Annotated in this window: 22 protein-coding genes; 7 read left to right on the top strand and 15 right to left on the bottom strand. The window is 63.5% G+C overall.

Going from position 1 to position 26,562, the window contains the following annotated elements:
- Position 1 precedes the first annotated feature (1 nt).
- A complete protein-coding gene (locus KIO76_RS06490; RefSeq protein ID WP_213322002.1) occupies positions 2–718 on the bottom strand; it encodes a YggS family pyridoxal phosphate-dependent enzyme in 717 nt (238 codons plus the stop codon).
- Between the two features lie 222 nt (positions 719–940).
- Between KIO76_RS06490 and leuS the strand changes: the two genes are divergently transcribed.
- The 3 genes from leuS to holA are packed head-to-tail and all read left to right on the top strand — an operon-like array spanning position 941 to position 5,162.
- The gene (leuS, locus tag KIO76_RS06485; protein WP_213322001.1) at positions 941–3,580 is read left to right on the top strand and encodes a leucine--tRNA ligase; all 2,640 of its coding nucleotides are present in this window, start codon (positions 941–943) and stop codon (positions 3,578–3,580) included.
- Positions 3,567–4,124, top strand: a complete 558-nt coding sequence (gene lptE / locus KIO76_RS06480) for an LPS assembly lipoprotein LptE (protein WP_213322000.1) — start codon at positions 3,567–3,569, stop codon at positions 4,122–4,124. The genes leuS and lptE overlap by 14 nt, the downstream gene beginning before the upstream one ends.
- Positions 4,125–4,130: 6 nt before the next feature.
- Positions 4,131–5,162, top strand: a complete 1,032-nt coding sequence (gene holA / locus KIO76_RS06475) for a DNA polymerase III subunit delta (protein ID WP_213321999.1) — start codon at positions 4,131–4,133, stop codon at positions 5,160–5,162.
- 169 nt (positions 5,163–5,331) lie between these two features.
- Here holA and KIO76_RS06470 read toward each other — a convergent pair whose 3' ends face one another.
- From KIO76_RS06470 to KIO76_RS06445, 6 genes are all read right to left on the bottom strand, one after another.
- Positions 5,332–6,078, bottom strand: coding sequence for an ABC transporter ATP-binding protein (locus KIO76_RS06470; RefSeq protein ID WP_213321998.1), 747 nt, complete (start codon positions 6,076–6,078; stop codon positions 5,332–5,334).
- The gene (locus KIO76_RS06465; protein ID WP_291976088.1) at positions 6,075–6,941 is read right to left on the bottom strand and encodes an ABC transporter ATP-binding protein; all 867 of its coding nucleotides are present in this window, start codon (positions 6,939–6,941) and stop codon (positions 6,075–6,077) included. Before KIO76_RS06465 ends, KIO76_RS06470 begins: the two co-directional genes overlap by 4 nt.
- An 11-nt stretch (positions 6,942–6,952) precedes the next feature.
- Positions 6,953–7,870 carry an ABC transporter permease gene (locus KIO76_RS06460; protein WP_502761837.1) on the bottom strand — a complete coding sequence of 306 codons (918 nt, stop codon included), beginning with the start codon at positions 7,868–7,870 and terminating at the stop codon, positions 6,953–6,955.
- 49 nt (positions 7,871–7,919) lie between these two features.
- Complete coding sequence (locus KIO76_RS06455) at positions 7,920–9,005, bottom strand: ABC transporter permease (protein ID WP_213321995.1); 1,086 nt, start codon at positions 9,003–9,005, stop codon at positions 7,920–7,922.
- Positions 9,006–9,014: 9 nt separating this feature from the next.
- Positions 9,015–10,634 (bottom strand): ABC transporter substrate-binding protein, encoded by a 1,620-nt coding sequence (locus tag KIO76_RS06450; RefSeq protein WP_213321994.1) that lies wholly within the window; start codon positions 10,632–10,634, stop codon positions 9,015–9,017.
- A gap of 511 nt (positions 10,635–11,145) precedes the next feature.
- Positions 11,146–12,135 (bottom strand): hypothetical protein, encoded by a 990-nt coding sequence (locus KIO76_RS06445; protein WP_213321993.1) that lies wholly within the window; start codon positions 12,133–12,135, stop codon positions 11,146–11,148.
- Positions 12,136–12,626: 491 nt separating this feature from the next.
- Here KIO76_RS06445 and KIO76_RS06440 point away from each other — a divergent pair, with 491 nt between their 5' ends.
- The gene (locus KIO76_RS06440) at positions 12,627–13,661 is read left to right on the top strand and encodes an aspartate-semialdehyde dehydrogenase (protein ID WP_213321992.1); all 1,035 of its coding nucleotides are present in this window, start codon (positions 12,627–12,629) and stop codon (positions 13,659–13,661) included.
- A gap of 90 nt (positions 13,662–13,751) precedes the next feature.
- Here KIO76_RS06440 and KIO76_RS06435 read toward each other — a convergent pair whose 3' ends face one another.
- The 5 genes from KIO76_RS06435 to htpX form a co-directional block, all read right to left on the bottom strand.
- Entirely contained in the window at positions 13,752–14,417 is a 666-nt protein-coding gene (locus KIO76_RS06435; protein ID WP_213321991.1) for a carbonic anhydrase, read from the bottom strand.
- A 59-nt stretch (positions 14,418–14,476) separates the two neighbouring features.
- The gene (gene purH, locus KIO76_RS06430; protein WP_213321990.1) at positions 14,477–16,069 is read right to left on the bottom strand and encodes a bifunctional phosphoribosylaminoimidazolecarboxamide formyltransferase/IMP cyclohydrolase; all 1,593 of its coding nucleotides are present in this window, start codon (positions 16,067–16,069) and stop codon (positions 14,477–14,479) included.
- 136 nt (positions 16,070–16,205) lie between these two features.
- Positions 16,206–17,993 carry a heparinase II/III family protein gene (locus KIO76_RS31555; protein ID WP_291976087.1) on the bottom strand — a complete coding sequence of 596 codons (1,788 nt, stop codon included), beginning with the start codon at positions 17,991–17,993 and terminating at the stop codon, positions 16,206–16,208.
- Positions 17,994–18,107: 114 nt separating this feature from the next.
- On the bottom strand, positions 18,108–19,427 hold the full coding sequence (locus KIO76_RS06420; RefSeq protein ID WP_213325083.1) for a transcription antitermination factor NusB: 1,320 nt from the start codon (positions 19,425–19,427) through the stop codon (positions 18,108–18,110).
- Between the two features lie 281 nt (positions 19,428–19,708).
- On the bottom strand, positions 19,709–20,653 hold the full coding sequence (gene htpX / locus KIO76_RS06415; protein WP_213321989.1) for a zinc metalloprotease HtpX: 945 nt from the start codon (positions 20,651–20,653) through the stop codon (positions 19,709–19,711).
- 150 nt (positions 20,654–20,803) lie between these two features.
- Between htpX and KIO76_RS06410 the strand changes: the two genes are divergently transcribed.
- Complete coding sequence (locus KIO76_RS06410; RefSeq protein ID WP_291976086.1) at positions 20,804–21,043, top strand: DUF1674 domain-containing protein; 240 nt, start codon at positions 20,804–20,806, stop codon at positions 21,041–21,043.
- 8 nt (positions 21,044–21,051) lie between these two features.
- On the opposite strand, the gene KIO76_RS06405 is transcribed toward KIO76_RS06410, so the two are convergent.
- Positions 21,052–22,155: a TRAP transporter substrate-binding protein gene (locus KIO76_RS06405; protein WP_213321988.1), complete on the bottom strand. Its 1,104-nt coding sequence runs from the start codon at positions 22,153–22,155 to the stop codon at positions 21,052–21,054.
- Positions 22,156–22,393: 238 nt separating this feature from the next.
- On the opposite strand from KIO76_RS06405, the gene KIO76_RS06400 reads away from it, so the two are divergent.
- Both KIO76_RS06400 and KIO76_RS06395 read left to right on the top strand, forming a co-directional pair.
- On the top strand, positions 22,394–23,053 hold the full coding sequence (locus tag KIO76_RS06400) for a putative adhesin (RefSeq protein WP_213321987.1): 660 nt from the start codon (positions 22,394–22,396) through the stop codon (positions 23,051–23,053).
- 97 nt (positions 23,054–23,150) lie between these two features.
- On the top strand, positions 23,151–24,506 hold the full coding sequence (locus KIO76_RS06395) for a class I SAM-dependent methyltransferase (protein ID WP_213321986.1): 1,356 nt from the start codon (positions 23,151–23,153) through the stop codon (positions 24,504–24,506).
- Here the strand turns inward: KIO76_RS06395 and KIO76_RS06390 are convergent.
- Positions 24,490–25,041 carry a L,D-transpeptidase gene (locus tag KIO76_RS06390; RefSeq protein WP_213321985.1) on the bottom strand — a complete coding sequence of 184 codons (552 nt, stop codon included), beginning with the start codon at positions 25,039–25,041 and terminating at the stop codon, positions 24,490–24,492. The genes KIO76_RS06395 and KIO76_RS06390 overlap by 17 nt on opposite strands.
- 412 nt (positions 25,042–25,453) lie before the next feature.
- Positions 25,454–26,368 carry a hypothetical protein gene (locus tag KIO76_RS06385; RefSeq protein WP_213321984.1) on the bottom strand — a complete coding sequence of 305 codons (915 nt, stop codon included), beginning with the start codon at positions 26,366–26,368 and terminating at the stop codon, positions 25,454–25,456.
- Positions 26,369–26,562: the final 194 nt, after the last annotated feature.

Here is a 26,562-nt window from a genome sequence, read left to right as displayed (position 1 = left end):
GCTAGAGAGGCGGGCGGTGCCCGAAAATGGCGCTCCCCACGCGCACATGGGTCGCGCCGAGCATGACCGCCTGCTCGAAATCGCCGCTCATGCCCATCGACAGGAGCGGCAGGCCATGGTGGCGCGCGAGCGTCGCGAGCAGGGCGAAATGCGCGGAGGGCGGTTCATCGGCTGGCGGGATGCACATCAGGCCCTCGATCGCGAGACCGTGATGGTCACGCAGACGGGCGAGAAAGGCATCGAGGTCCGCCGGAGCAATGCCGGCCTTCTGCGGCTCGAGGCCGGTGTTGACCTCGACTAGGAGGCGGGGGCGGCGGCCGGTGGCCGCTTCCTCGCGCGGAATTTCCTTGGCGAGCGCGGCGGCAAGTGATTCGCGGTCGAGCGTGTGGATGACGTCGAACAGGGCCACGGCCTCGCGGGCCTTGTTGCTCTGCAAGGGCCCGATGAGATGGAGCTCGACGCCCGGAAAGCGCTCCCGGAGCGCCGGCCATTTGGCCTTGGCTTCCTGAACGCGGTTTTCGCCGAAAACGCGCTGGCCAGCCTCGAGCACAGGCAGGATTTCCGCTGCGGCGAATGTCTTGGAGACAGCGACGAGCGTCACGTCGGACGGATCGCGCCCTTCCTCACGCGCGGTGCGGGCAATGGCATCGCGAACCGCTGCCAGCCGCGTCGCAGCGTCGGACCCGGAACTCGTATCGATGGACGATGCACTAGCCATTGTCCTCACCAAATCTTTCACTGAATCCGTCTTTGTCCATCCGGCCACAGAGGGCGTTAAAAGGCTGCCCATTGTTGACCGCTTCCTTCATTCGTGTCCTAGTCCGATCGACCTCGGTGAGGCAATGCCGCTGCGCCGCTTTTGACGCATGGGGCATGGTTCTGAGCCGATTCCCTTCATTTTGCGCTCCCTCAGGAGCGAACGACCGGACCGACGACAGCAATGAGCGTGGAGCGTTACAACCCGAAGGAAGCCGAGCCGAAATGGCGCAAGGTGTGGGACGAGCGTCAGCTCTTCCGCACCGACAATGCGGATCCGCGCCCAAAATACTATGTGCTCGAGATGTTTCCCTATCCTTCGGGACGCATCCACATGGGTCACGTGCGCAACTATACCATGGGCGACGTGGTTGCGCGCTACAAGCGCGCCAAGGGTTTCAACGTGCTGCACCCCATGGGCTGGGACGCCTTCGGCATGCCGGCCGAGAACGCGGCGATGGCGAACAAGGTGCATCCGCGCGAGTGGACCTACGCCAATATCGCATCGATGCGCGACCAGTTGAAATCGATGGGCCTGTCGCTCGACTGGAGCCGGGAGATCGCGACCTGCGATCCCGCTTATTATCGCCACCAGCAGCGCATGTTCATCGATTTCCTGAAGGCGGGCCTCGTCTCTCGCAAGACGGCGCGCGTCAATTGGGATCCGGTGGACCATACCGTGCTCGCCAACGAGCAGGTCATCGATGGACGTGGCTGGCGCTCCGGCGCGCTGGTGGAGCAGCGCGAGCTCACGCAATGGTTCTTCACCATCACACGTTACGCGCAAGACCTGGAGAACGCCCTCGATGGGCTGACGCGCTGGCCTGAGAAGGTCCGCATCATGCAGAAGAACTGGATCGGCCGGTCGGAAGGCCTCTTGGTCCGCTTCGCGCTCAAGGGCGGTGAGCCCGGTGAGGTCCAGGTTTATACCACGCGGCCGGACACCCTGTTCGGCGCGAGCTTCGTGGCGATCGCGGCGGATCATCCCATCGCCCGCAAGGCTGCCGAGGGCAATGCCGGGCTCGCGGCCTTCATCGAGGAGTGCAAGCGCACCGGCACGGCTCAGGAGATCATCGACAAGGCCGAGAAGCGCGGTTTCGACACCGGCCTCAAGGCCGTACATCCCTTCGATCCCAACTGGACGCTGCCGGTCTATGTCGCCAATTTCGTGCTGATGGACTACGGCACGGGCGCCATCTTCGGTTGCCCCGCGCATGACCAGCGCGACCTCGAGTTCGCCCGGGCCTACGGCCTGCCGGTCAAGGCCGTGGTGCGCCCGGACGGCGCCGACGATGACTTCACCGTCGCTGACACGGCTTATGACGGCGACGGCCGTCTCTTCAACTCGGCCTTTCTGGATGGCTTCGGCATTCCAGAGGCCAAGGAGGAGGTCGCCAGGCGTCTGGAAAGTCGCGACCTCGACGGGCGGCCGGTGGCCGAGCGTAAGGTCAACTATCGCCTGCGCGACTGGGGTGTGTCACGCCAGCGCTATTGGGGCTGCCCGATCCCGATCATTCACTGCGAGAGCTGCGGTGTCGTTCCGGTGCCCGCCGAAAGCCTCCCGGTGACTCTGCCCGAGGACGTCTCCTTCGACGTGCCGGGCAATCCGCTCGACCGCCATCCCACCTGGAAGCATGTGGCCTGCCCCAACTGCGGCAAGCCGGCGGTGCGTGAGACCGACACCATGGACACCTTCGTGGATTCGTCCTGGTACTATGCCCGCTTCACCGATCCCTTCCTGGAAACCGAGCCGACGGACCGGGCGGTGGTCGATCGCTGGCTGCCGGTGGACCAGTACATCGGCGGCGTGGAGCATGCGATCCTGCATCTCCTCTACTCCCGCTTCTTCATGCGGGCCATGAGCGCAACCGGCCATTCCGGGCTGGACGAGCCCTTCGAGGGCTTGTTCACCCAGGGCATGGTGGTGCATGAGACCTACCGCGGGGTGGACGGGCAATGGCTGCAGCCATCAGAGATCCGTATCACCACGGAAGGCGGCGAGCGCCGCGCCATCGAGCTGTCCACTGGCGCGGATGTCGAGATCGGCTCCATCGAGAAGATGTCGAAGTCGAAGAAGAACACGGTCGACCCTGACGACATCATCGGCACCTTCGGCGCGGATACCGCGCGCTTCTTCATGCTGTCGGACTCGCCGCCCGAGCGCGACGTCATCTGGACAGAGGACGGGGTGCAAAGTTCTCACCGCTTCGTCCAGCGTGTCTGGCGCCTCATCAATGAAGTTGCCACCATAACGGGCATCGTGAAGGACGAGCCGGCGGCCACCGAGCTCGACGCGGCCTCGCTCGCGTTGCGCAAAGCCGCCCATCGCGCGCTGGCGACGGCCGGAGAGGATATCGAACGCCTGCGCTTCAACCGCGCCGTAGCCCAGCTCTATGAACTCACCAATGCCCTCCAAGCGGCGGCCGTTGGTGCGCGTCAGGCGGGCGAGGCTGGCGGTATCGAGGATATCTCGGCCGACATGCGTTTCGCGCTCTACGAGGCGGCGACCATTCTCGTGCAACTCGCCGCCCCAATGATGCCGCATCTCGCCGAAGAATGCTGGTCGGTTCTCGGCTATACCAACCTGGTGGCTGAGACCGCATGGCCGGTCGCAGACAGTTCTCTCCTCGTCGAGGACGAGATCACGCTGCCGGTTCAGGTCAACGGCAAGCGCCGCGGCGATGTCACCGTCGCTCGTGACGCCGATTCGGCGACCGTCGAGGCGGCGGTGCTCGCGTTGGAAGCCGTGCAGCGGGCCGTTGAGGGGCGGCCGATCAAGAAGATCATTGTGGTTCCGCAAAGGATCGTGAATGTCGTCGCCTGACGTGAAGCGTCGAGCACCGCTTCTACCCGTTGTGCTCACACTGGCCGTCGCCTTGTCGCTGGGCGGATGTTTCCGCCCACTTTATGGGACGACGTCTGCCGGCACTTCTGTGCGGTCGGACCTGGCTGCGATCGAGGTCGCTCCGATGGGGGCGGCCGTCGGCCAGGAGCGCATGGCTCACTACCTGCGCAACGAGACCGTTTTTGCGCTAAACGGGGGCGCCCCGGCCGGCGACAAACGTTACCGGCTCGAGTTGACGGTTTCAGAGCGCGTTCAGACCGCGATCGTCGATTCGTCCACCGGTAACGCACAGTCGGCGACACTGATCGGGACCGCGAACTACACGCTCCGGCCCTACGCCGGGGGTGATCCGATCTTCACAGGCAAGGCCGTTGCATCCGCGTCCTACGACCGTAGCCCGCAACGCTTTGCGTCCCTGCGCGCGGCCCGGGATGCGGAGATCCTGGTCGCCAAGCAGCTGGCTGAACAGATCAAGACCCAGCTTGCGGCGCGGATGGCCAATCGGCAGGTCGCGGGCCTCTGATCGCCGATGGTCGCGGTCAAGGCCAGCGATGCCGAGACGGTGCTGCGGCGGCAGGATCTCCGCGCTGCCGTCGTGCTCCTGTATGGTCCTGACGGCGGGCTTGTTTCGGAGCGAGCGCGGGCGCTCGCGGAACGCAGCGTCAGTGATCCGGGCGATCCTTTCCAGCTCGTCAAGATGGACGGCGACGATATCGCCGGCGACCCTCTGCGGCTGGCCGACGAGGCCAATACCATCGGGCTCTTCGGCGGCAAGCGTGCCATTCGCGTCAGGGTCGGCAGCCGCAATCTGGCTCCTGCCGTCACGACGGTGCTGGCGACGCCGCCGGAGGACGCCATCATCGTCATCGAGGCGGGCGAACTCCAGAAGTCTTCGCCGCTCCGCGTTCTCTGCGAGAAATCGCCGGCCGCGCTCGCGATCGCCTGCTATGCCGACGACGCTCGCAGCCTCGCGGCGCTCATCGACACGAGCGTAAAGAGCGCAGGGCTCACCATCGATGCCGAGGCCAAGGCGCATCTGCTAGGCCTCCTCGGCGCCGACCGTGGCGCAACGCGGGGCGAGATCGACAAGCTCGTCCTCTATGCCCATGGCAAAGGGGCTATCACCGTCGAAGATATCGAGGCAGTGATCGGCGATGTTTCCGCGCTCGCCATGGATGCAGCTGTCGACGCCGCCTTTACGGGCGACTTGGTTGAACTCGACCGAGCTTTCACCAGGCTCATGGGTGAGGGGACGGATGCCGGGACGCTGCTGGGCTATGCGTTACGGCATGCGCTCATGTTGGCGCAGGCGCGCGTCGGTGTTGATCGCGGCGCGCCGACGGCCGCGGCCGTAAAGACGATGCGCGGCCTCTATTTCAAGCGCGAAAGCACCGTAGAGCGGCAGTTGCGGGTCTGGACGACGCCGATGCTGCGTGGCGTTGTCGTTGACCTTGGTGCCGGTGTTGCTGCGACACGACGGCAGGCGGGCCTTGCCAGTGAATTGGCCTTGAAATGCCTCTGGTCAGTGGCGCTGGCGGCCCGGCGGGCTGGCCGGCGGTAAGCGTCGGCCCCGTTGCTCCCTGCCGCAGGGGAGGGGGTCTCACGTCGCGAATTGCATATCGCGGCCCGTAGCTCCTCCGCCGCGGCACGCTGCGCGCAGTCTGTTTTCGCTAACAATGCCATACCGCTCGCCCGTGCGCGGAGGGGTGGGGGCTGGGATCTCACGAAGCTCAGCCTCGCCTGAAGCCGGCGCTCGCAACCATGAGATCGTGGGTATAGGCGGTGCTGATCTGGCGGGCGGCGAGATCCTGGGCCGAAATTTCCTCCACCGCCTGCCCCTTCTGCATGACAAGCAGCCGGTCGCACATATGGGTGACCACAGCGAGGTCATGGCTGACGAGCACGTAGGTCAGCCGGCGCTCGCGTCTGAGCTGCTCCAGCAGATTGAGGACTTCGGCCTGCACGGAGGCATCGAGGGCAGAGGTCGGCTCGTCCAGGAGCAGCACCTCCGGTTCCAGAAGGAGCGCCCGCGCAATGGCGACGCGCTGGCGCTGGCCGCCGGACAGCTGGTGCGGATAGCGGAAGCGAAAGCCTTTTCCCAGCCCCACCTCGTCGAGCGCGCGGGCGATGCGGCGTTCGCCGTCGCCGATGCCGTGGATGGCGAGCGGTTCGGCAAGGGCCCTGTCAATGGTCTGGCGGGGATGCAATGAGCCGTAAGGGTCCTGAAACACCATCTGGACATGGCGGTAGAAGGCCTTGCCGCGTGGATGCGCGACGGGCTTGCCGTCGAGCAGAATGGCGCCGCCACTCACCGGCGCGAGCCCGACGATGGCCCGCAGTACTGTCGATTTGCCCGAGCCCGACTCCCCGACGAGCCCGAAGGACGAACCCGCCGGCACGCTGAAGGAAACACCATCGACTGCCGCGAAATCCTCGAAATAGACAGTGAGGTTGCTGATGGTGAGGGCGTCGGTCATTGCGCCCACTCCGGCCGCCTGTCGAGCACCGGCAGGGGGTGGCGGTCATCGCCGATCTTCGGCAGGCAGTTGATGAGCCCGCGGGTGTAGGGATGCGTGGCCTCACTGAGCCGATTGGCGGCGATCTCCTCGACGATCCGCCCGCGATACATCACGAGGACGCGGTCGCAGAAGGAGGAGACGAGCCGGAGATCGTGGGAAATGAAGATGAGCCCCATCCCGCGCTCGCTGACCAGCCGGTCGAGAATACCGAGAACCTGCAGCTGCACGGTGACATCGAGCGCGGAGGTCGGCTCATCGGCGATCAGAAGCTCCGGGTCGGCTATCAGCATCATGGCTATCATGGCGCGCTGGCCCATGCCGCCGGACACCTCATGCGGATAGAGCCCGAAAATGCGCTCGGGATCACGGATCTGCACCGCGGCTAGCATTTCCAACGCGCGGTCGCGCGCGACCGCGCGCGTCACATCGCTGTGGGCGCGCAGGGTCTCTGTGATCTGCTGGCCGATGGTCATGACGGGATTGAGCGAATATTTCGGGTCCTGCAGGATCATCGCGATACGCTCGCCGCGGAAGGCGCGCCGCTCGCGCGCTGAAAGCTCCATCAGGTCCGTTCCGGCGAAGGCGAGGCGTCTCGCGGTGATCTCGGCATGCGGCGGCGTCAGCCCCATGATGGCGCGACCCGTCTGGGATTTCCCTGAGCCGGATTCCCCAACGATGCCGAGTCTTTCCCGCCCCAGGGTGAAGGAGACCCCACGCACCGCCTCGACAGGACCATTGCGGCTTGGGAAGCTCACCCGCAGGTCCTCGACCTCGAGGAGCGGCTTGCTCAGTCGCGGATCCGCCGCATGGCCATCGCTCACAGGTCCGCCGCTCATTGGTCCGAGGCCTTGGGATCGAGCGCGTCGCGCAGGCCATCGCCGAGCAGGTTGAAGCCCAGGCTGACGATGAAGATTGCGGCGCCCGGCGCGGCGGCGACCCACCATTGATCGAGCACGAAACGCCGGCCGGAGGCGATCATCGCGCCCCATTCCGGCAGTGGCGGCTGAGCCCCGAGACCCAGGAAGCCGAGGCCCGCGGCCGTGAGGATGATGCCGGCCATGTCGAGGGTAACGCGGATGATCAAAGAGGACACGCACAGCGGCATGATGTGGCGGAGCACGATGCGCCAGGAGGATGCGCCCATCAGTTCAACGGCCGCGATGAATTCGCTGGAGCGGATGGTGAGCGTTTCGGCGCGAGCAATGCGGGCATATGGCGGCCATGAGGTGATGGCGATCGCGATGACCGCATTCTCGATTCCCGGGCCGAGCGCGGCAACGAACGCGAGCGCCAGAATGAGCTTCGGGAAGGCGAGGAAAATATCCGTGATGCGCATCAGGATGGCATCGACATAGCCGCCGGCATAGCCAGCGACGGTGCCGACGACAAGGCCGATGGGCGCGGCGATGATGGCGACCAGCACCACGACGAACAGCGTGATGCGCGAGCCGTAGACCACGCGCGAGAAGATGTCACGCGCCTGGTCGTCGGTCCCGAAGAGATGGGCGGCGCTTGGTGGCAACAGCCTTTCAGTGCGCAGGTCCCCCCCTTCCACCGGGGAATAGGGGGCGATCACGTCTGCGAAGATCGCGACCAGCACGAGGCCGAGCACGATCGCCAAGCCGACCATGGCCAATTTGTTGGCCGTGAAACGCTGCCAGCCGGCGAAGGCGCGGCCGAGGCGTGCTTGGCTGCGAGAGGCCGGCCGATCGCTGGTGAGCCATGCCCGCCAGTCCTGGGGCTGAGCCATATCCGTCATCGCATGTCTGTCATGATGAGATGTCGCTGCTCGCCGGCCTTCATCGCCGCTTCGTCCTTGGATCGAGGAAGCGATAGAGCAGGTCCGACAGGAGATTGAGCCCGATGAAGACCGAGCCGACCACGATGGTGCCGCCGAGCACCGCGTTCATGTCGGCATTCTGGAGCGAATTGGTGATGTAAAGTCCTAACCCTGGCCAGGCAAAGACGGATTCGGTCAGCACCGATCCTTCAAGCAGGCCGGCGTAGGACAGCACGATCACGGTCACGAGCGGTACGGCGGCGTTACGCAGGGCATGGCGCCAGATGACGCGCGCCTCGGAAATGCCCTTGGCACGGGCAGCGACGACATATTCCTGACTGAGCTCGTTCAGCATGAACGAGCGTGTCATGCGGCTGATATAGGCCAGCGAGAAATAGCCGAGCAGCGCCGAGGGCAGGATGAGATGGCCCGCGACGTTGCGGAACGCGTCCCATTCCCCTGCCATCGCCGTGTCGAGGAGCAGAATGCCGGTCACCGGCGTGATCGTGTATTCATAGATGATGTCGAAGCGGCCCGGTCCCTCCGTCCAGCCGAGGCGCGCATAGAAGACGAGCAGGGCCATCAGACCGAGCCAGAAGATCGGCACGGAATAGCCGACGAGCCCGATCACGCGCACGAGCTGGTCGGCAAGGCTTCCGCGCCTGACGGCCGCAAGCACGCCGAGCGGAATGCCGAAGACAGCGCCGATGAGTGTGCCGAGCGTCGCGAGCTCGAGCGTGGCCGGAAAGACGCGCCGGATATCGTCGATCACGCGGTTCGATGTCAGCACCGATGTGCCGAGGTCTCCTGTCAGCACGTTGCGGACGTAGATGACGAACTGCTCGATGAGCGGCTTGTTGAGACCGAGCTCCTCCCGGGTGCGTTCGACCACATGGGTGGGCGCGCGGTCACCCACGATGGCGAGCACGGGATCGACGGGAATGACCCGTCCGATGAAGAACGTGACCGCCAGTAGGCCGAGATAGGTCAGAACGACGATGACGAGGAAGCGCCCGACGCTGGATGCGGCCGCTAATGAACGGGATCTCGCGCGAGGCCGGGTGGGCTTGATGCCACCCGGCCGGGGCGTCTCAGTGACGACCATGACGCGCCGTCAGCTCTTGGAAGCCTTGAAGGTGTAGGTCGTGTCCGAGGTGGGTCCGAGCTTGAAATCCTTGACGTCCTTGCGCACGCCCGCCGTCTCGATCATCTGGAAGATGATGACATAGGGGCTCGTCGCGAGCACATCCTTCTGCATGTCCTTGTACAGCTGAGCGCGTTTTTCGGTGTCGCGTTCCAGGACGGCCGCATCGGCCTTCTTCGTCAATTCCGGAATATCCCAATCATTGCGCCAAGCCAGGGTCTTGGAGGAGGCGTTGTCGGAGTTGTCCGGATTGCGGGCAAAGGTATCGGCATTCGTATGTGGGTCCCAATAGTCCGCCCCCCATTGACCGATGTAGAGGTCATGATTGCGGGCACGATATTTGGTGAGCGTCTGTTTGCCGTCTCCGGGAATGATTTCCATCTTGATGCCGGCCTGGGCGAAGCTGCGCTGCACCGCTTCGGCTATGCCCGTCACCGGTTGGGTGTTGCGCACATCCATGGTGATAGTGAACCCGTCCTTCAGGCCTGCTTTGGCCAGAAGCTCCTTGGCCTTGGCGACATCGAGCTTATAGGGCTTCTCATCGGAGGCGCCGAGCAGGCCCTTCGGCAGGAAGGTCTGATGGATCTCGCCGATGCCCTTGATGAAGGTCTTGCCGATCGCGTCATAGTCGACGAGATACTTCATGGCCTCCCGGACCTCAGGCTTGGCCAGCGTGGGGTTCTTCTGGTTGAGGCTGAAGTAGTAGATCGTGCCCTTCGGCGTATTGGTGACACTCACATCGGCATTCTTGGCGACGGCGTCGAGATCCCCGGGCTCCAGATTGCGCGCGATGTCGACATCGCCTTTTTCCAGGAGCAGTCGCTGGGTGGCGCTCTCTTTCACGTGGCGGTAGATGACGCGCGGCAGCTTGGATTTTTCGCCGTAATAGTTGTCGTTGCGCTCCATGGCGAGGATTTCGTTGGCGCGCCAGTCGCGGATCTTCAGCGGGCCGGACCCGGCATAGTGTGTCTTCAACCAGCCATAGCCCAGGTCGCCGTCCTTGGCGTTGGCCTCGACGAGCTTCTTGTCGATGATCGCCGCAACATTGGCGGTGAGGCAATTCAGGACGAAGCTTGGCGCGTAGGGCTTGTCGGTCTCGAGGGTCACGGTCAGGTCATCGACCTTCTTGACCTTGCTATCGACGTTGTCCTTAGACCATCCAAGCTGGGTGAGGATGAAGGCCGGCGTCTTGTCGAGCTTGACGGCCCGTTGCAGCGAATAGACGACGTCGTCGGCCGTCAGCGGGTTGCCGGATGCAAATTTCAGGTTCGGCTTCAGCTTGAAAGTATAGAGCTTGCCGTCGTCCGAGACTGTCCAGGAATCGGCGATGTCGCCGTAAAGCTTGGACGGATCGTTGATATCGAAGCGCACAAGCCGATCATAGGTATTGCCCATGATCTCACCGGCGCTGATCTCGAACGATTCAGCCGGGTCGAGCGTGATGATGTCGTCGATTGCCCAAGCCAGCACAAGCGTATCTTTTGGGGTGGCGGCTGCGACAGGTGACACGCTGGCCAGCAATCCCGCCATGAGCCCCGCCATGGCACCGGCCATCGCGGCGCTCTTCCAGTTTTTGCGCATCATGATCATGATTATTTCCCCTCGCTTTGACGGTAGTCGCCTCGCTGCATTGAACATCAATGCCATATGCGCTCATTGTCAAAAACGATCCCGGACGATCTGTATTTGCGTTGCGCGGGAATACTTGCGCGTTCCGGCAAGATAGAGGTGACATCTGATGATATCATTCTGTCCTATCGAAAGTCCTCGGGCGTCTTGTCGAAAGATACGCAAATAGGGCATCCCTCAACGTTGGAGCGAGACGTTGATCAAATTTCCGTAATACTAAAGACTAACGAGCGTTCCCTTAGTATATCCGCTGCATGCATTGCTGCACGCAACTGTTCTGAGGCGATCGTAACCGTTGGTGTATCGTTGTCAAACGGTACGCGGAACGCGCCAGAAGGCGCCCGTGCCTCTTCACATGCCATGATGCAATTTCAGGCAACAGAGCCGCTTCGCTGTCGGTCTCCCGCGCAGGCGAGCAGCCGTCGCGTTTGCACGCTGCTGCGTGCGCATGTGGCACGGCCCGGCGGTCGGGTCAGGAGCGACGCTGCGGCAATTTCGCGGGCGCGGCCGGTTGGGCGGCGCAACCCGGGCGCCTCTTGGTCTCGGATGCAGCCAAGTGCTGGTTGAGCGCCGCGTCACTCGCCGCGAACCCCGTGCCGTCGATCAGACAGGCCAGCGTGTCGCCCTCGATCGGGTGATCGGCAGCCCCGCAGGCCCAGCCTGATATGCTCAAGCTGCTGTCGGCGCTGCGATTGCGGAACACGAGGCAGTCGCGGCGCAGCGTTCCATTGGTCAAGACGCCGTTGGCCATCTCCGTGGGGCCGAATTTCGTTGAGCGAACGGCCGGAACATCCGTTCGGATCACGCCGATGCCGGCTTCGGCCGCCTGGCGCGCGGCGTCGACGAAGAATGTTGGAGCGGCCTGCGCCTCCTCGCCCTGCCGGTAGAAGGACATGAAGACGTAAAGGCCCTCGGTGAAGCGCCCGAAAACCGTGATGTCCCGCTGCCCGCCAAGCCCGTGCTGCCAAGTTTCATAGGCAACGTCGACGGTCTTGAGCGCGGATGCCGGATTGACGACCGTGATTGCCGGTTTCGCCAGCCGAACCCATATGGGAAGCGCCTGCCCCAGAGCATCGACCGCCGGGGTCGGCTTTATCGTGTAGTCGAGCGGGGCGTTGCGCTCTTCCCGCACGTCGGGAGTGGCCGGCGGCTCGAGCAACTTGTGCGTAAGGAGCGCCCCGCCGGCCGCGGCCAGAAGCCCGAGCGCGACCAGCCCTGCACTGATGCGATTGCTTTTGGGCGCCGCGCGACGGACCTGGCGATCGGGTGTTGCCCTGATATGCACACGATGATGCGAGATACCCGCGTGATCAGGCTTGCCCGCGTGCTTCTTCGTGCTCTGGCGGTGCAGAGTCTTGTAGGGCGATCCTTTCGGCGCGGCGCGTTTGCCGGAGATGGCGTCAGCCAGCCGGGTGAATTCCGAATCCTCGTCCCAATTCGTATCGCCGTAACGAGAATTCATAGCGTGATCGAGATCCGTTGCTGTTGGTCCGGACGCGATAGCCGGGCGTGACCGCCCACTCATGCCACATCGACGCCACGACTTTGGACCCCCAACGTTGTTCACCCGTTATTGGTGCCCGCCTTTTTCCACGAAGGGTGAACAAAGGATTGCGGATATCCCGATACGGATTGAGCGCTCCGCCGGGTTCGAGCGCTAGTGGCATGTTGTGCAATCCACTCGTGATTTAGTGCGCTCCGTCGGCCGCTTTCGCATCTGCCCCCTTGACAGGAGCCTCCGTCTGATGTTGCTCACTCCCAGACTTGAGCCGGATTGCGACGGAACAGCCATGGTGGCGCTTCACACCACGACGAAACGGAAAACCGTCACGACGGTCGCGAAAGCGACCGGCTGAGCCTCCGCTCGTTCCCCGTTCTCTCTCCCGCGGGGCGAGAGGACGGTGCCGCAAGGCGCCATAGGTGACGGGGAGAGAAGCGCAACAGGAGATGATGATGGGGTTCAAGGTCGCCGTGGTCGGCGCCACGGGCAACGTAGGCCGTGAGATGATGGAGATCCTCGCCGATCGGGCCTTTCCCGCCGACGAGGTCGTTGCTCTCGCGTCACGTCGCAGCATCGGTCAGGAGGTCTCCTTCGGTGACAAGACACTGAAGGTGAAGGATCTCGAGACCTACGATTTCTCCGATATCGATATCTGCCTGATGTCGGCCGGTGGCGCCGTGTCGAAGGAATGGTCGCCGCGGATCGGCGCTCAGGGCGCGGTCGTCATCGACAATTCCTCGACGTGGCGCATGGACCCGGACGTGCCGCTGGTGGTGCCCGAGGTGAATGCCGAGGCGGTCGCCGGCTTCACGAAGAAGAACATCATCGCCAATCCCAACTGCTCGACCGCTCAGCTCGTCGTGGCACTCAAGCCCCTGCATGACCACGCGGTGATCAAGCGTGTCGTGGTGGCGACCTATCAGTCGGTCTCCGGCGCCGGTAAGGACGGCATGGACGAACTGTTCAACCAGACCCGTTCCATCTTCACCGCCGGCGAGCTCAAGACCACCAAGTTCACGAAGCGGATCGCCTTCAACCTGATCCCCCATATCGACGTGTTCATGGAGGACGGGTACACGAAGGAAGAGTGGAAGATGGTCGCGGAGACCAAGAAGATCCTCGACCCGAAGATCAAGCTGACCGCTACCGCGGTACGCGTGCCGGTTTTCATTTCCCATTCAGAAGCGGTCAATATCGAGTTCGAGAAGCCGATCACGGCCGATGAGGCCCGGGATATCCTGCGTTCGGCTCCTGGCTGTGTCGTGATCGACAAGCGCGAGGACGGCGGCTACATCACTCCTCATGAGGCTGCCGGCGAAGACGCGACCTACATCTCGCGCATTCGTGAGGATGGCACTGTCGAGAATGGCCTCGCCATGTGGGTCGTGTCGGACAATCTCCGCAAGGGTGCGGCGCTCAACGCGGTGCAGATCGCCGAGGCCCTGGTGAACCGTAAGCTGATCACGCCGAAGGCCAAGGCGGCGTAACCTCGCGCAACAGAGCGGTCATAGGAAAAGGCGCGGCTTCATGGCCGCGCTTTTGCTTTGTGGCGTGAGCTCGCGATAGGCGGCCGGGGATCACCGGCAGTCGAACAACGAGGCTCTGCCGGGGTGGTCCGGAAAAACGGCCTCAAAGACGCCAGTTGCGGGGTCCCGCACGAGAAGCTGTCCGCTCGCCACGCCGAAATAGGCGCCATGCAGCTGGAGCCGGCCCTGGTTCACCAGGATCTCGATGCAGGGGAAGGTCATGAGATTGGCGAGGCTCATCTCGATCGCGGCATGCTCGAGCTTTGTCAGATAGGAGCTGCGGTCCCCGGCGGGACTGCCGAGCTTCTCTGCGGCGGGCGCGATAAGGGCCATCCATTTGCCAATGAAATTACCCGGTGACAAGGGTTCGGCGTCATCAGCGAAGGCGCGGATGCCACCACAGCTCGCATGGCCGAGCACAACGATGTGCTTGACCTTGAGCGCCTGCACCGCGAATTCGAGCGCGGCGCTGGTCCCATGGAAGTCGCCTCCGGTCTCGTAAGGAGGTACCAGATTGGCCACATTGCGGGCGACGAAGAGCTCGCCGGGGCTGGCGTCGAAGATCACCTCGGGTGATACACGCGAATCGCAGCAGCCGATGACCATGACCTCCGGCTTCTGTCCCTTTTCCGCCAACTGCTTGTAGCGGCTGCGCTCGCTGGGAAAACGGCTATCGAGAAAAGCCCGATAGCCTGCCGTGAGTTGCTCCGGAAACATTGGGGTCTCCCTGTTACGCAAACCGTGTTGCCGGCCGACGCCGGCATCGGCCACCCGGGTCAGTGGCGAAAATGGCGATGGCGGGTGAACACCATTGCGAGTCCGGCTCCATCGGCGGCCTTGATCACCTCGTCGTCGCGCATCGAGCCTCCGGGCTGGATCACGGCCGTGGCCCCCGCCTCAGCCGCTGCCAGAAGCCCATCGGCAAAGGGGAAGAAGGCGTCGGACGCGACGACGGAACCTTCGGCCAATGAGCGCGGCAAGCCGGCGGTACGGGCTGCCTCGGCAGCTTTCCAGGCCGCGATGCGCGAGGAGTCGACGCGGCTCATCTGGCCTGCGCCGACACCGACGGTCGCGCCGCCTTTGGCATAAACGATGGCGTTCGACTTCACGTGCTTCGCGACTCGGAAGGCGAAGATCAGATCGGCGCGTTCGGCCTCCGTTGGCGCGCGCTTCGTCACGACCTCGAGCGGCATGTCGTCGATGACGGCGTTATCGCGCGCCTGGACAAGGAACCCCCCTCCCACGGTTTTGAAGCCGAGGCCCGGCGCGCGCGGATCCGGCAGGCCGCCGGTCAGGAGAAGCCTCAGGTTCTTCTTGGCGGCGACCAATGCAATCGCCTCCTCGCTCGCGTCGGGGGCGATGATGACTTCAGTGAAGATCTCGACAATCTTGCGGGCTGCGTCGGCATCCAAGGTCTGGTTGAGGGCGACGATGCCGCCGAAGGCGGAGACGGGGTCGCAGGCCAGCGCCTTCTCATAAGCCTCGAGCAGGGAAGATCCCTCGGCCACGCCGCAGGGATTGGCATGTTTCACGATGACGACGGCGGACGTGCGCGCGGGGTCGAATTCCGCGACGCATTCGAAGGCCGCATCGGTGTCGTTGATGTTGTTGTAGGAAAGCTGCTTGCCCTGGAGCTGGCGGGCAGTGGCGACGCCGGGCCTCGCTTCCGCCGTACGGTAGAACGCCCCCGGCTGATGGGGGTTTTCGCCGTAGCGCATGGGCTGGATCAGCGAACCGCCCAAGGCGCGGAAAGCCGGCGCTTCCTCGCCGATCTCACGGGCCAGCCAGTTGGAGATGGCAGCGTCATAGCTGGCGGTGCGGGCATAGGCCTTCTGGGCGAGACGGCGGCGCAACGGCAGGGTGGTGGACCCGTCGTGGGCGGCGAGCTCCTGCAGAACCGCCTCGTAGTCGGACGGTTCAACAACAACGGCGACATCCGTGTGGTTCTTGGCGGCGGCGCGGATCATGGCGGGGCCACCGATGTCGATGTTCTCGACGCAATCATCGAAGGAGCCGCCGCCCGCAAGCGTCGCCTCGAAGGGATAGAGGTTGACGACGAGCAGATCGATGGTCGCGATGCCGTGCGCAAGGAGCGCGGCCTGGTGGGAGGGATTTTCGCGGATTGCGAGAAGACCACCATGGACGGCAGGGTGAAGGGTCTTCACGCGGCCATCCATCATCTCGGGAAAACCGGTGACATCAGACACTTCCGTGACTGGCAGGCCTGCCTCGGCAATGGCCTTGTATGTGCCGCCGGTGGAAATTAGCGAGACGCCGTGTTCAATGAGGCTGCGGGCAAAATCGACGAGGCCGGTCTTGTCCGAAACCGAGAGAAGGGCACGTGTCAGGGGCTTTGGATGTTCAAGCATCGGCTTCCGTCGAGAATGTCGCTTCGCTCCACCTTAGATGTGGATGCGTCGCGATTAGCACGAAAGCGGCCTTCGGCAAAAGCTGCAGGATCGACGCGGGTTCGGCGCGCTGGTTCCCCTGAAAGGGGCGCTGCGGTCAGCTTTCGCTTTCCCCCTGCGGTCTGTGGCCGAGGTGCAGGAAGCGCCAACGCACCGATCGCGTCAAGCCGGCGTCAAGGGTCACGACGATTTGTGTCGTGCGCCTGATCCCATCCGAGGCGGCGAAAAACACGCTCTCTTCAAGGCTGAGTTCTCCCGCGTCCGCCTCGAAGCTCCAGCAATCCTGGTTCGGCAATACGAGGAAGATGCCTGGGCCATCGGCGATCCGCGAGGCGCGGACGGAGGGATGCAGATGGAACCGTAGCGTCGTGTCAGTCTCGCCGGGCCTCGCCGGCCCTTCCGAAATGAAGCTGTCCTCGCCTTCGAGCCTGTCGCCGTGTCCGCCCAGATCGAGCCGGCGCTCGTGGATCACTCCGAAGCGGCTGAGATAGCCATCGTGCGAGGCCTTGATGCTGATGCCGTCCGGGAGGGTCTCTCGCGTTGCTGGAACGTGGCGCGGTCCTGACAGCACAGGGGTGCCGATGAAGCGGCTGAGCCACCAGCCGACCGTGTTGCCGCTGGTAGCGCCTGCAAAATGGCAGGACGACACGTCGCCCATGGTGACGGTGGAGTGAGCCGCTGTGGAGCGCGCAGCGAATGCCGACGGGCCGGTGCCAGGGCGCGGTGCTCCGCAATTCACCACGAGACGGTACGCCCCGACTGACATTTCGAAGGACAGGCAGCCAGCGTGGGCCTCACGCGAGAATTCAGCGGGGGGCGGTGTGCCGACATCCATCAAGACGATCGCCTCTCCGGCTTCGAGACGTTCGTAGCCAGAGTGCGGTGCATGTTCCATCGCCTTGGCGCGCACGTCGTCATAGGCGAGGAGGGTCGCGATGAGGTCCGGCTTTGTGAGACCCATGCCGTTGAACAGGCCTAGCGATCCTTCGCCATGCCGGAACATGCGCAGTACGGGCATCATCCGATCAATGGCGCCGATGAGCGCCGGCGGCGGTTCAGCACCCCTCGCCGCGTACGTCTGGCTCAACGGCAGCAGATCGGTCAGGAGCTCCACCACGACGCGTGGATTGCGACTGATATGGCCGCCATCGGGCAGCACCTGGCGGTTCAACTCGTCGGTCAGCAGGCGGTTCGCCTGCCGTAGCACCCGGCTCGGGCCGTTCAGGCAGAGCCCGGCGTAGGCCAGCGCGACGGCTGCGATAAGCCTGTCGTTACCTCGCAATCCGCCGGCGACCGAAAGCTGGAGCTGAACGGCGGTCCGGCCGAGGGTGCGCGTGAACCGCCGGTAGAAGCCGCGGTCAGCGCCGTCGAGCACGAGTGGGGAGTGATCGAGGAGCGAGATGAGCCGGCGCGCGGCGACGCGTGGCTTGGTTGCGATGCCGTGGCGCGAGGTGGCGTGATTGAAGAAATCATCGACCAGGGCGCGCGCATTGGCGCGCGACAGCGCCGAATCCGCGGCCCGTAGATGTCGTAGCCAGCCAAAGCCATAAAGAGCCTCCGCCCAAGCGCGGCTCGGCGGCTCCTCGTTGAACGGGGATGATCCGCGCGTATTCACAACCCGGCCGGCGAGAGCGTAATAGCCGGAGTAAATGTCACCCGCGACGGTCGGATCCGCGGTCCGCAGGTCCTGGGGCACGATGAGAATGCGATCCGGCGCGAAACGATGCAGGGAAAAAACGCTGCGCCATGCGCTGACGGCACAATAGCGCAGGCGTCGCCAGCCCTCGCCAAGGGCGAGCCCGTAAAGACGCCAACGGTCGGTTCCTGGGGACGCGACCGTTTTTGTCTTCTGTACTTCAGCTCTCCTCACGGCAACTGCGTCCACTCATCCCGTCCCGTATCAACCGACCGGTCGATGCGCATGACCGCTCAGTGCTCCAGCACCGTTACCAATCGGCGAAGATAGCGGGCAGAAGTTAACGTTTCAGTTGCCCTCGTTTCAGGTGTCACTCCGCCGCAAACGGGCGGCGTAGAAGCCATCAAAGCCATCGACGACGGTTCCATCGGCCAATGTGACGCTTGCGCTGGGAAGGCTGCGGAAGTCGCCGTCACGCGTGATGAGATGATCGACACCGCCGACCTCGGCCGCTGCGATGGCCTCGCGACGGAATTCCGGATGCCGGGCGAGGAATGCACTGGTCTGTGCTTCACCTTCCTCGGGCTCAAGGGAGCAGGTGCAATAGACGAGCACGCCTCTGGGTTTGACCAGGCTGGCCGCATGGTCCAGCAACTGCTGCTGGATCAAAGCCAGCGCCGCAATATCCTCCGGGCGCTTTGTCCAGGCCACATCAGGATGGCGGCGAATAGTGCCGGTCGCGCTGCACGGCGCGTCGAGCAGGACGGCATCGGCGGGCGGGTGCTGAAAGGTGCCCGCGTCCGCCCTCCGACAGGCCGCAGTGAGCCTGAGCCGCTTCATGTTCTCCTTGAGGCGCTCCAGCCTCGCTTCAGCTCTGTCCACGGCGGTGACGTCGGCGCCGGCGGCTGCGAGCTGAGCCGTCTTGCCGCCCGGCGCGGCGCAGAGATCGAGCACTGTCTCGCCAGGCCGGACGCGAAGGAGCCGAGCCGGAACGGCGGCCGCGGCATCCTGCACCCACCAGGCGCCCTCGGCATAGCCGGGCAGTTCCGCCACAGGCGTTCGCGTCGTCAGGCGGATCGATCCGGTTGGAAGGAGGAGGCCGCCGAGCTGTTCCGCCCAATGCGGCGCGTCGGCTTTCACGGTGATGTCGATCGAGGGCTCTCGCCCGTGCGCAGCCGCGATCTGCCGTGCTGTCGCCTCGCCGTACGCGTCGCTCCAGCGGGAGCGCAGCCACGTCGGCGTATCGACATCGAAAGGATCTGTCGCGGCCAGGATCGCCTCACGGTCGGCTGCGATACGGCGCAGCACGGCGTTGACCAGCTTGGCATAGGGAAAAGCGCGCTTGTCGCCGCGGGCAAGGTCCACCGCTGTGGTCACAGCCGCGTGATCCGGTACGTCGAGCAGCAGCAACTGGGCCGCCCCGACGAGCAGGATGGCCTCAAGCGCGCCGGAGTTGCGCGGCAGGCCCTTCTGCAGACGGTCGCCTATCGCCTTGCGCAGGGTGCCGAGACGGCGAAGGGCGGCGGTCGTAATGGCGCGCGCCAAAGCCCTGTCGCGCAGATCGAGCTCGACGCCAGCGGGCCTGCTATCCCGTGAAGCGGCACGGCGTGCTGCGGTGCCGTCAAACAGATCTTCCAAGCCCTCGCTATGGCCCAGGATGCGAGTCAACGCCGCCGCGGCCATGCGACGCGCGGCGAGTCCAGGCGGATCATCCCGCCGTGATCGGCCGCGGTGTGCCGGAACCGAGGGTTTCAACTGGGCCGATCCCCTGTGGCAGGACCTGTCATGGGCTTAAACTCTGAAGAACTTCGGGCGACAGGCTGGCGCGACAATCCGGATCGAGGAAGCGGCGGGCGCGCCAGGCCATGCCATCAGCACGCCTTTTCCGCGAAGCGATGGCATTTGTCGACATTTAATCACGCGGGATCGCGATGGTTGCCCTGCGCGCACGCCTTCGCGCCGGCTTAACCCCAGGGGCCGCTGCGCGGGCGTGATCTGCTCCCCCAGGGGCCCGCGGCGCGCTGGGCGCCTCCGAGGAAGGAGGATGAGCGCGGCGGTGTCACGCCCATGCTGTGGGCAAGCTGCTTAAGTGCGGCGATCCGGTTTTCCGTGGCCGGATGAGTGGAGAACAGATTATCCATCGCGCGCCCGGACAGAGGATTGATGATGAACATCGGCGCGGTGGCCGGATGGCTCTCGGCGTCCTCGTTCGGGATATGGGCAACACCCTGGGAAATCTTGGCGAGAGCGGTGGAGAGCCACAAGGGATTGCCGCAGAATTCCGCCCCCATCCGATCGGCCTCATATTCGCGCGAGCGACTGACTGCCATCTGGATGATCATCGCCGCAATCGGCGCCAGCACGACGAGCAGAATGGTGCCAATCGTGCCTAGCCCGTTGTTGTTGCGGTTTCCGCCACCGAAGAACAGGCCGAACTGGGCGATCGAGGAGATCGCGCCGGCAATGGTGGCCGAGATCGTCATCGTCAACGTGTCGTGGTTCTTGATATGGGCGAGCTCATGGGCCATGACGCCGGCCAGTTCCTCGCGGCTCAGAATGCGCATGAGGCCCGTTGTCGCGGCCACGGCGGCATTCTCGGGGTTGCGGCCGGTCGCGAAGGCGTTGGGCTGGGGGTTGTCGATGATATAGACGCGCGGCATTGGCAGTCCGGCGCGCTCAGCGAGCTGGCGGACCATGCCGACGTATTCCGGCGCGGCGCGCTCGTCGACTTCCTGGGCGTTGTAAGCCGCCAGGGCGAGGCGATCCGAATTCCAATAGCTGAACAGATTCATGCCCGCCGCGAGCGCCAGGGCGATGAGAAGGCCAGCCGCGCCGCCGATGAGATAACCGACCACGCCGAACAGCGCCGTCAGTGCCGCAAGCAGCATACCGGTCTTCACGTAGTTCATCCGCACCCTCCACCGATCCCCAGTCAGCTCCGTCGAGCCTGGGTTCTACCTGCCATAAGGATATGGCATCCTTGGGATCGTGCTCTATATGTGGAGGAGGATAGCCCCTGCGTTCAAGAGCATGGAACGTCCATAAGTGGAGCAATTTCTGTGACTAGCCCCGACAAGCTGCCCTCCGGCATAGCCGGCGCCGGGTCGGTGGCGGAGACGCCGCGCAAGCCGCTTACTCCCGCCGCCCAACGCGCGCTGGCCGAAGCCGCCGAACGTCGCGCGGCGATCGACGCCCGTACCGCTGCGTTGACGGCCAACCGCGAAATCAACGGGCGCAACGGGCCGGAGCCCGTGCGCTATGATGACTGGGAAGTCAAAGGCATCGCCAGCGACTTCTGATCAGAGGGTCACACCTTGGTGCGATTGCGGATCATCAGGGTGTCAAACGCGTATTCGTTGACCTGCCACCAGAGATAATTCTCCGTGCGGAATGCGATCATCGATTCCAGCGCCTTCTTGAACAAGGGGTTCTTGGCGGCCATTTCGCCGTAGAGTTCATGAGCCGCATTCCACGCGGAATCGAGCACCGCATTCGGGAAGAAACGCAGCTCCGTGCCGGTTCCGATGAGGCGCTTCAGGGCTGGGCCATTGAAGGCGTCGTATTTCGCCAGCATCCAGTTGGTTGAGGCATCGGCCGCCTGGCGCATGATCGCCTGGTAGTGCTTGGGCAGCGCGTCCCACTTCTCCTTGTTGACGACCATGTGGAGCATGGCGCCGCCCTCCCAGAAGCCGGGCGCATAGTAGTATTTGGCCACCTTGGCGAAGCCGAGCTTCTCATCATCGTATGGGCTGACGAATTCGGCGGCGTCGATCGTGCCGCGTTCGAGCGCCGGATAGATGTCGCCGCCGGCGATCTGCTGGGGCACCACGCCGAGCCGCGCGAGCACGTCGCCACCCAGGCCTCCGATGCGGAATTTGAGTCCTTTCCAGTCGTCCGGCGTGTTGATCTCCTTACGGAACCAACCGCCCATTTGGGTTCCGGATTGGCCACATGGGAACCCAACTACGTTGAACTTAGCCAGGGCTTCGTCCATCAGCGCATTGCCGCCGCCATTGAGCAGCCAGGCATACTGGAGGCGCGAATTGAAGCTGAAGGGAACGCCCGTGCCGAAGGCCAGCGCCGTCTCCTTGCCTGTGTAGAAATAGATCGGCGTATGGGCGCATTCGACGGTGCCATTCTGCGCGGCGTCCAGCGCCTGCAATGCGGGCACGATCTCGCCGGGACCGAAGCACTGGATCTGGAATTGTCCGTCGGTTGCCTCGCCCACATATTTGGCGAACATTTCGGCGTTGCCGAACAAGGCATCGAGCGGCTTCGGGAAGCTCGACGTCATGCGCCACTTGATTGCGGGCGTGGACTGGGCGATGGCGGGCATCGCCACGCCCGCGGCGGCTACGGTGCCGGCGGCGACAGCGCCGGGGGCACCTTTCAGGAAATCACGACGCTTCATCCGGCATCCTCCCAGGAGCACATTATGGAAGGGCTGTAAGCCCGGCGGGTTTCATAATGTGTCATGCGGGTGGTTGGCAAACGGATTGGATGTCCGATTATTCTGTTCCGTCTAGGCGGCAGCTTTGCCCGATCATTAATGCCGGATGCGGAAATTGCAATGCCTTCCAGTTATAAATTCAAGTTAAAATATATTATTTGGTAAACATGAACGATATAGTTACTGGAACGTATTACCCATGCAAAATCCCATTAAACTTTTTACAAACCCCGTCGGTGACGACATATATGCATGGACTCTCGCTGAAGGAAGGCCTTCGGCCGGGGTTCATGCATGTGTTATATCAACGCATGGCTCCAGATTTCATGGCGTATATTTCTCGTGGCCAATTGTTGAGCTTGTTTTTTATGGCCCTGAAGGTGCCTCGCTCGTGCAGCCGATCAGTACAGACATCATCGGCGTCCTGGCCGAGACCTATCCAACTTACGAGTCGATGGCGTGCGGCCCATACCCTGACTATTTTCTCAGTAAGTATCAGGGGCCGGACGAGACCTATGAATTGCTAGGCAACCTGCCCCTACATGTCGCTCATCGCTATTCGATGCGGCGGCCAGAGGACCGTCCGATGAGTCGGCCGCACTCCGAGGCTGCTGCGCTTTACGCGAACTCCGGCGTTCCCATATACAAAGACTTGGTGTCCCGGCATGGCATCTGGACGATGGACGTGATCACGGTCAGGCGCCGCTTTCCCAAAGTTCCTACGCGTCTTTCAACGCTCATCAAGGCACTCCATAAACGTGGCTATCTCTATCGCACGATCCACTGCGATTTTTGCAGAAGCCCGCTATTGCCCTTTTGCGAACCAACCTATTCGCCCGAACGACGCCACACGTTTTAAACGCGCGGGCCTTGGGATCGATGCATGGCCTCCAATCGGGGTGCCACTTTTGCCTCCAATGTTCTAACGTCGCGCGCGAACGGAATAGGAAAGCGTGATGACGAGTGGGAAGACGGGTGAGGGTGGGGACAAGCGTCTCGCAGCGGTGAAACGTGTGCTGCGGCAGGCTTCGGAGCATATCAACGCCGATTTCGGCATCAGGCTGTGGGATGGCGAGGTGATCCCGCTGGGCCCGAACGCGCGCACGGATCTGCTCGTTGCCCTCAACAGTCCCGCCGTGCTGAGCCGTCTCATTCGCCAGCCGCGTCTGACAACCCTCGTCGATCTCGCCGCCTCGGGCGATGTCGATATCATCGGCGGCACGCTGCTCGATCTTGCGGCACGGCGCGGCAGCGGCACCAAGGGCATCTGGAAGAAGATCGGCAAGTTGTCGCTGGCGCGGGCGCTTTGGCCCTTCCTGTTCTCCGCAAAGGCCGATGCCGCGGCGACGCCGCTCAAAAGCGAGGCCTACCAAGGTGAGCAGATCGACAAGGATGCGGGCGGACGGGACAACAAGGCCCTGGTTCAGTTCCACTATGACCTGTCAAACGCCTTCTACCAGCTCTTCCTCGACCCGGAGATGCAGTATTCCTGCGCCTATTTCCCGACCTGGGAGAGTTCGCTGGAGGATGCCCAGCGGGCCAAGCTCGACATGATCTGCCGGAAGCTGCGCCTGAGGCCTGGTGAGCGTTTCCTGGACATCGGCTGCGGCTGGGGTGGCCTCGTCTGCCATGCCGCGCAACATTATGGGGTCGAGGCCCACGGCGTGACCCTGTCCGAGGCGCAGCTTGCCTTCACCAAGGAGAAGATCGCCCGTCTTGGCCTCGAGGGACGCGTGCATGTGGAGCTGCGGGATTATCGGGACGTCTCCGGGACCTTCGACAAGATCGCCTCGATCGGCATGTTCGAGCATGTGGGGCTCGACAACCATACGGCTTATTTCACGAAACTGCGAGAGTTGCTGAAGCCGCGCGGCATCCTGCTCAACCATGCCATCACGCGTCCGGCCAAGAAGAGCGCGCGAGCCTTTCGCCGGAAGCGGCCGGAGTATGCGGCTATCGTCAATTACATCTTCCCGGGCTCGGAGCTCGACCATATCGGCGGATCCATCACCAGCCTGGAGCGCCACGGCTTCGAGATCCACGACGTGGAAGCTTGGCGCGAGCATTATGCCCTGACCACGCGGCGCTGGTGCGAGCGGCTCTACGCAGAGCGCGAGGCCGCTGTCCGGGAGGTGGGCGAGGCCAAGACCAGGCTGTGGTTGCTCTATCTTGCCGGTGTCTCGCTCGGATTTGAACGGGGCACGATCGGCATTTTCCAGACCGTGGCAACCCGCCGCGCACGCGGGCCATCCGGCCTGCCACCCACGCGGGCCGATCTCTATATTCGCGAGGACGTCACGGAACAACGATGACGGGGGTGCCGACGCGCACGCGCTGATAAAGGTCGATGATGTCCTCGTTCAGCATGCGGATGCAGCCATAGCTCGCATAGGTGCCAATGCTGCGCCGCATGCTGCGCGTTGTTCCGTGAATGGCATAAAGATCCCCTGATAGGGTCAATGCCCGCGCGCCCATGGGATTGTCGCGCGCCCCGCCGGCGATGTAATCGGGAAGCCGTGGATTGTCGCGCTTCACATCTGGCGGCGGCATCCATGCCGGTTCAACATATTTGCCGTCGATTCGCACGGCGCCATGCCACTGCTTGCCCGGCTTGGCGACGGCCACGGGATAACGGATAGCCTGTCCCCCGCCAAGAACGAGATAAAGCCTGCGTTCGCGTGTACGCACCAGCACCGTGCCTGGGGGCGGCCCTTCCATGGACGCGAGGCTGGGCGCTGCTGTTGCATCCGCTGACAGGCCTAGCAGCCCCGCCGGAAAACCCAGCGCGGGCAGGACAAGAACTGACCGCCGTGTCCAACCGCTTGGTCGCGAAATTTCTCCACCCATCATCCCGTTCCATCACGCACAATCTTGCAGTGAGTGGCATTCGACGCGGGTGTTGCTGAAGCAATCCTTGCTAACGATCAGAAATACTGCTGCCTGACGGACCATCAGGTGCGCTAATTGCAATTAGATTTAATGATTCTCAAATGCTGCCACCATCAGAGTGGCTAGGCAGCATGAGTTGACATTTAACCTGGACATCCGACTTGGCGGAGTCCGACGCGTCTTCTTGTCAGGCCTCGTGTTCATGGATCCGGGCTCCCCGCTGATGCGAGGCCCGGCATGATGGCGGGGATTTCATCCGGACTCTGCATCCGGCTCCTGAAGACCCCATAACGGCAAAACGCCCGCCCCGTTGCTCACGGGACAGGCGCTTGATTGAATCGGCGCGCTGACTGGCGGAGATTGCGACGGCTCAGCGCAAACTCGAAGGCAGGCGGCGCTTCCAGCGCTGACCTGGCGGCAGCGCGGCAGTTGGCTGCTTGCGGCGACGGCGAACGGCGGAGGCGTTTACGTCCCGACGGGGCGCAGCGTCCGCCAGAGGCTGGATGTCATGTGCGGCATCGACCGCGTCCAGGACTTCATCGTCCTCGCTCTCGTCATCCAAAGGAAGAGAGAAGGCGAGTGAGGCCTTGGGCGCCTTCGGAACGGCTTTCTGCCCCTTGCGCCGCGGACTTGCTTTCGTCTTGGAGGGCGCTGCCTCGTCCGGGGGCAACTGGCCGGCAAAAAGGTCCGCTGCGAGCTTGGGCTCGACTGGCGCGACGCTCTCTTCTGTCTTTGGCTTCACGCTCCAGCCCAGAGCAGCTGTCGCGTCCTCGGAACTGAGCGGCTTCGCGTGTTCCGCGAAGGCTTCCCGCGAGCGCGGGTCGTCCCAGAGGCCGGCCGTGGACGGCACGCCGGCGGGTGCGGCGTCTGCCGGTGCTGGCATGCGGACCGCGAGATCGCGTGTAATGACGCTCGGGCCTTTGCTCGGAGACCTCGAGGAAACCTTGCGCGTGGTTCGAGCCGCCGTACGCAGCGAGAATACATCGTCCTCGATGCCGGAATGATCGTCTTCGCTATGGTCGCTTGCGGCGACACGCTCGAGAACCGGAGTTTCCTCCGTAAGAAGGCTCGGCAGGATTCGCGGCGTGGCGCTGGTATTGCCGGGTTGTTCCGGCGCCTGCGTCGGTGACTTCTTGAAGAGACCTTCCAGACTTGCCGATGCCGCGCCAGGGCGGTTGGTTGGCGCTTCCGCATCATCAAAAATGGAAGAAGATCCCCAAATATTGGTTGGAGCCTTCCGCGTGCGCTTAACCTCGACCACGAAAGGTCGCGACTGTCGTCTCATAAGTCCTCTTGAGTGTTGTCTTTAGTCTTATAACTGTTCAGCGATCTACACAGAGCCATTCGCGCGGCGTTCACTGCCGCAACTACCGGTATGATCGACGACAAATTGGTGCCCCGCACAAACTTGCTCAATAGCCAGCGCTGATTCGCCATTCCCCGCTTAAGTATAGCGAATATTCACGCGTGAACCCAGCC

This window comes from Chelatococcus sp. YT9 (assembly GCF_018398315.1).
Lineage (GTDB): Bacteria > Pseudomonadota > Alphaproteobacteria > Rhizobiales > Beijerinckiaceae > Chelatococcus.
This window is presented reverse-complemented; position numbering and strand designations above follow the sequence as displayed.

Excerpts from the sequence above, each read along its gene's own strand:
- KIO76_RS06490 (WP_213322002.1), bottom strand. The coding sequence starts at position 718 with ATGGCTAGTGCATCGTCCATCGATACGAGTTCCGGGTCCGACGCTGCG.
- leuS (WP_213322001.1), top strand. The coding sequence starts at position 941 with ATGAGCGTGGAGCGTTACAACCCGAAGGAAGCCGAGCCGAAATGGCGC.
- lptE (WP_213322000.1), top strand. The coding sequence starts at position 3,567 with ATGTCGTCGCCTGACGTGAAGCGTCGAGCACCGCTTCTACCCGTTGTG.
- holA (WP_213321999.1), top strand. The coding sequence starts at position 4,131 with ATGGTCGCGGTCAAGGCCAGCGATGCCGAGACGGTGCTGCGGCGGCAG.
- KIO76_RS06470 (WP_213321998.1), bottom strand. The coding sequence starts at position 6,078 with ATGACCGACGCCCTCACCATCAGCAACCTCACTGTCTATTTCGAGGAT.
- KIO76_RS06460 (WP_502761837.1), bottom strand. The coding sequence starts at position 7,870 with ATGGCTCAGCCCCAGGACTGGCGGGCATGGCTCACCAGCGATCGGCCG.
- KIO76_RS06455 (WP_213321995.1), bottom strand. The coding sequence starts at position 9,005 with ATGGTCGTCACTGAGACGCCCCGGCCGGGTGGCATCAAGCCCACCCGG.
- KIO76_RS06450 (WP_213321994.1), bottom strand. The coding sequence starts at position 10,634 with ATGATCATGATGCGCAAAAACTGGAAGAGCGCCGCGATGGCCGGTGCC.
- KIO76_RS06445 (WP_213321993.1), bottom strand. The coding sequence starts at position 12,135 with ATGAATTCTCGTTACGGCGATACGAATTGGGACGAGGATTCGGAATTC.
- KIO76_RS06440 (WP_213321992.1), top strand. The coding sequence starts at position 12,627 with ATGGGGTTCAAGGTCGCCGTGGTCGGCGCCACGGGCAACGTAGGCCGT.
- KIO76_RS06435 (WP_213321991.1), bottom strand. The coding sequence starts at position 14,417 with ATGTTTCCGGAGCAACTCACGGCAGGCTATCGGGCTTTTCTCGATAGC.
- purH (WP_213321990.1), bottom strand. The coding sequence starts at position 16,069 with ATGCTTGAACATCCAAAGCCCCTGACACGTGCCCTTCTCTCGGTTTCG.
- KIO76_RS06420 (WP_213325083.1), bottom strand. The coding sequence starts at position 19,427 with ATGGCCGCGGCGGCGTTGACTCGCATCCTGGGCCATAGCGAGGGCTTG.
- htpX (WP_213321989.1), bottom strand. The coding sequence starts at position 20,653 with ATGAACTACGTGAAGACCGGTATGCTGCTTGCGGCACTGACGGCGCTG.
- KIO76_RS06405 (WP_213321988.1), bottom strand. The coding sequence starts at position 22,155 with ATGAAGCGTCGTGATTTCCTGAAAGGTGCCCCCGGCGCTGTCGCCGCC.
- KIO76_RS06400 (WP_213321987.1), top strand. The coding sequence starts at position 22,394 with ATGCAAAATCCCATTAAACTTTTTACAAACCCCGTCGGTGACGACATA.
- KIO76_RS06395 (WP_213321986.1), top strand. The coding sequence starts at position 23,151 with ATGACGAGTGGGAAGACGGGTGAGGGTGGGGACAAGCGTCTCGCAGCG.
- KIO76_RS06390 (WP_213321985.1), bottom strand. The coding sequence starts at position 25,041 with ATGGGTGGAGAAATTTCGCGACCAAGCGGTTGGACACGGCGGTCAGTT.
- KIO76_RS06385 (WP_213321984.1), bottom strand. The coding sequence starts at position 26,368 with ATGAGACGACAGTCGCGACCTTTCGTGGTCGAGGTTAAGCGCACGCGG.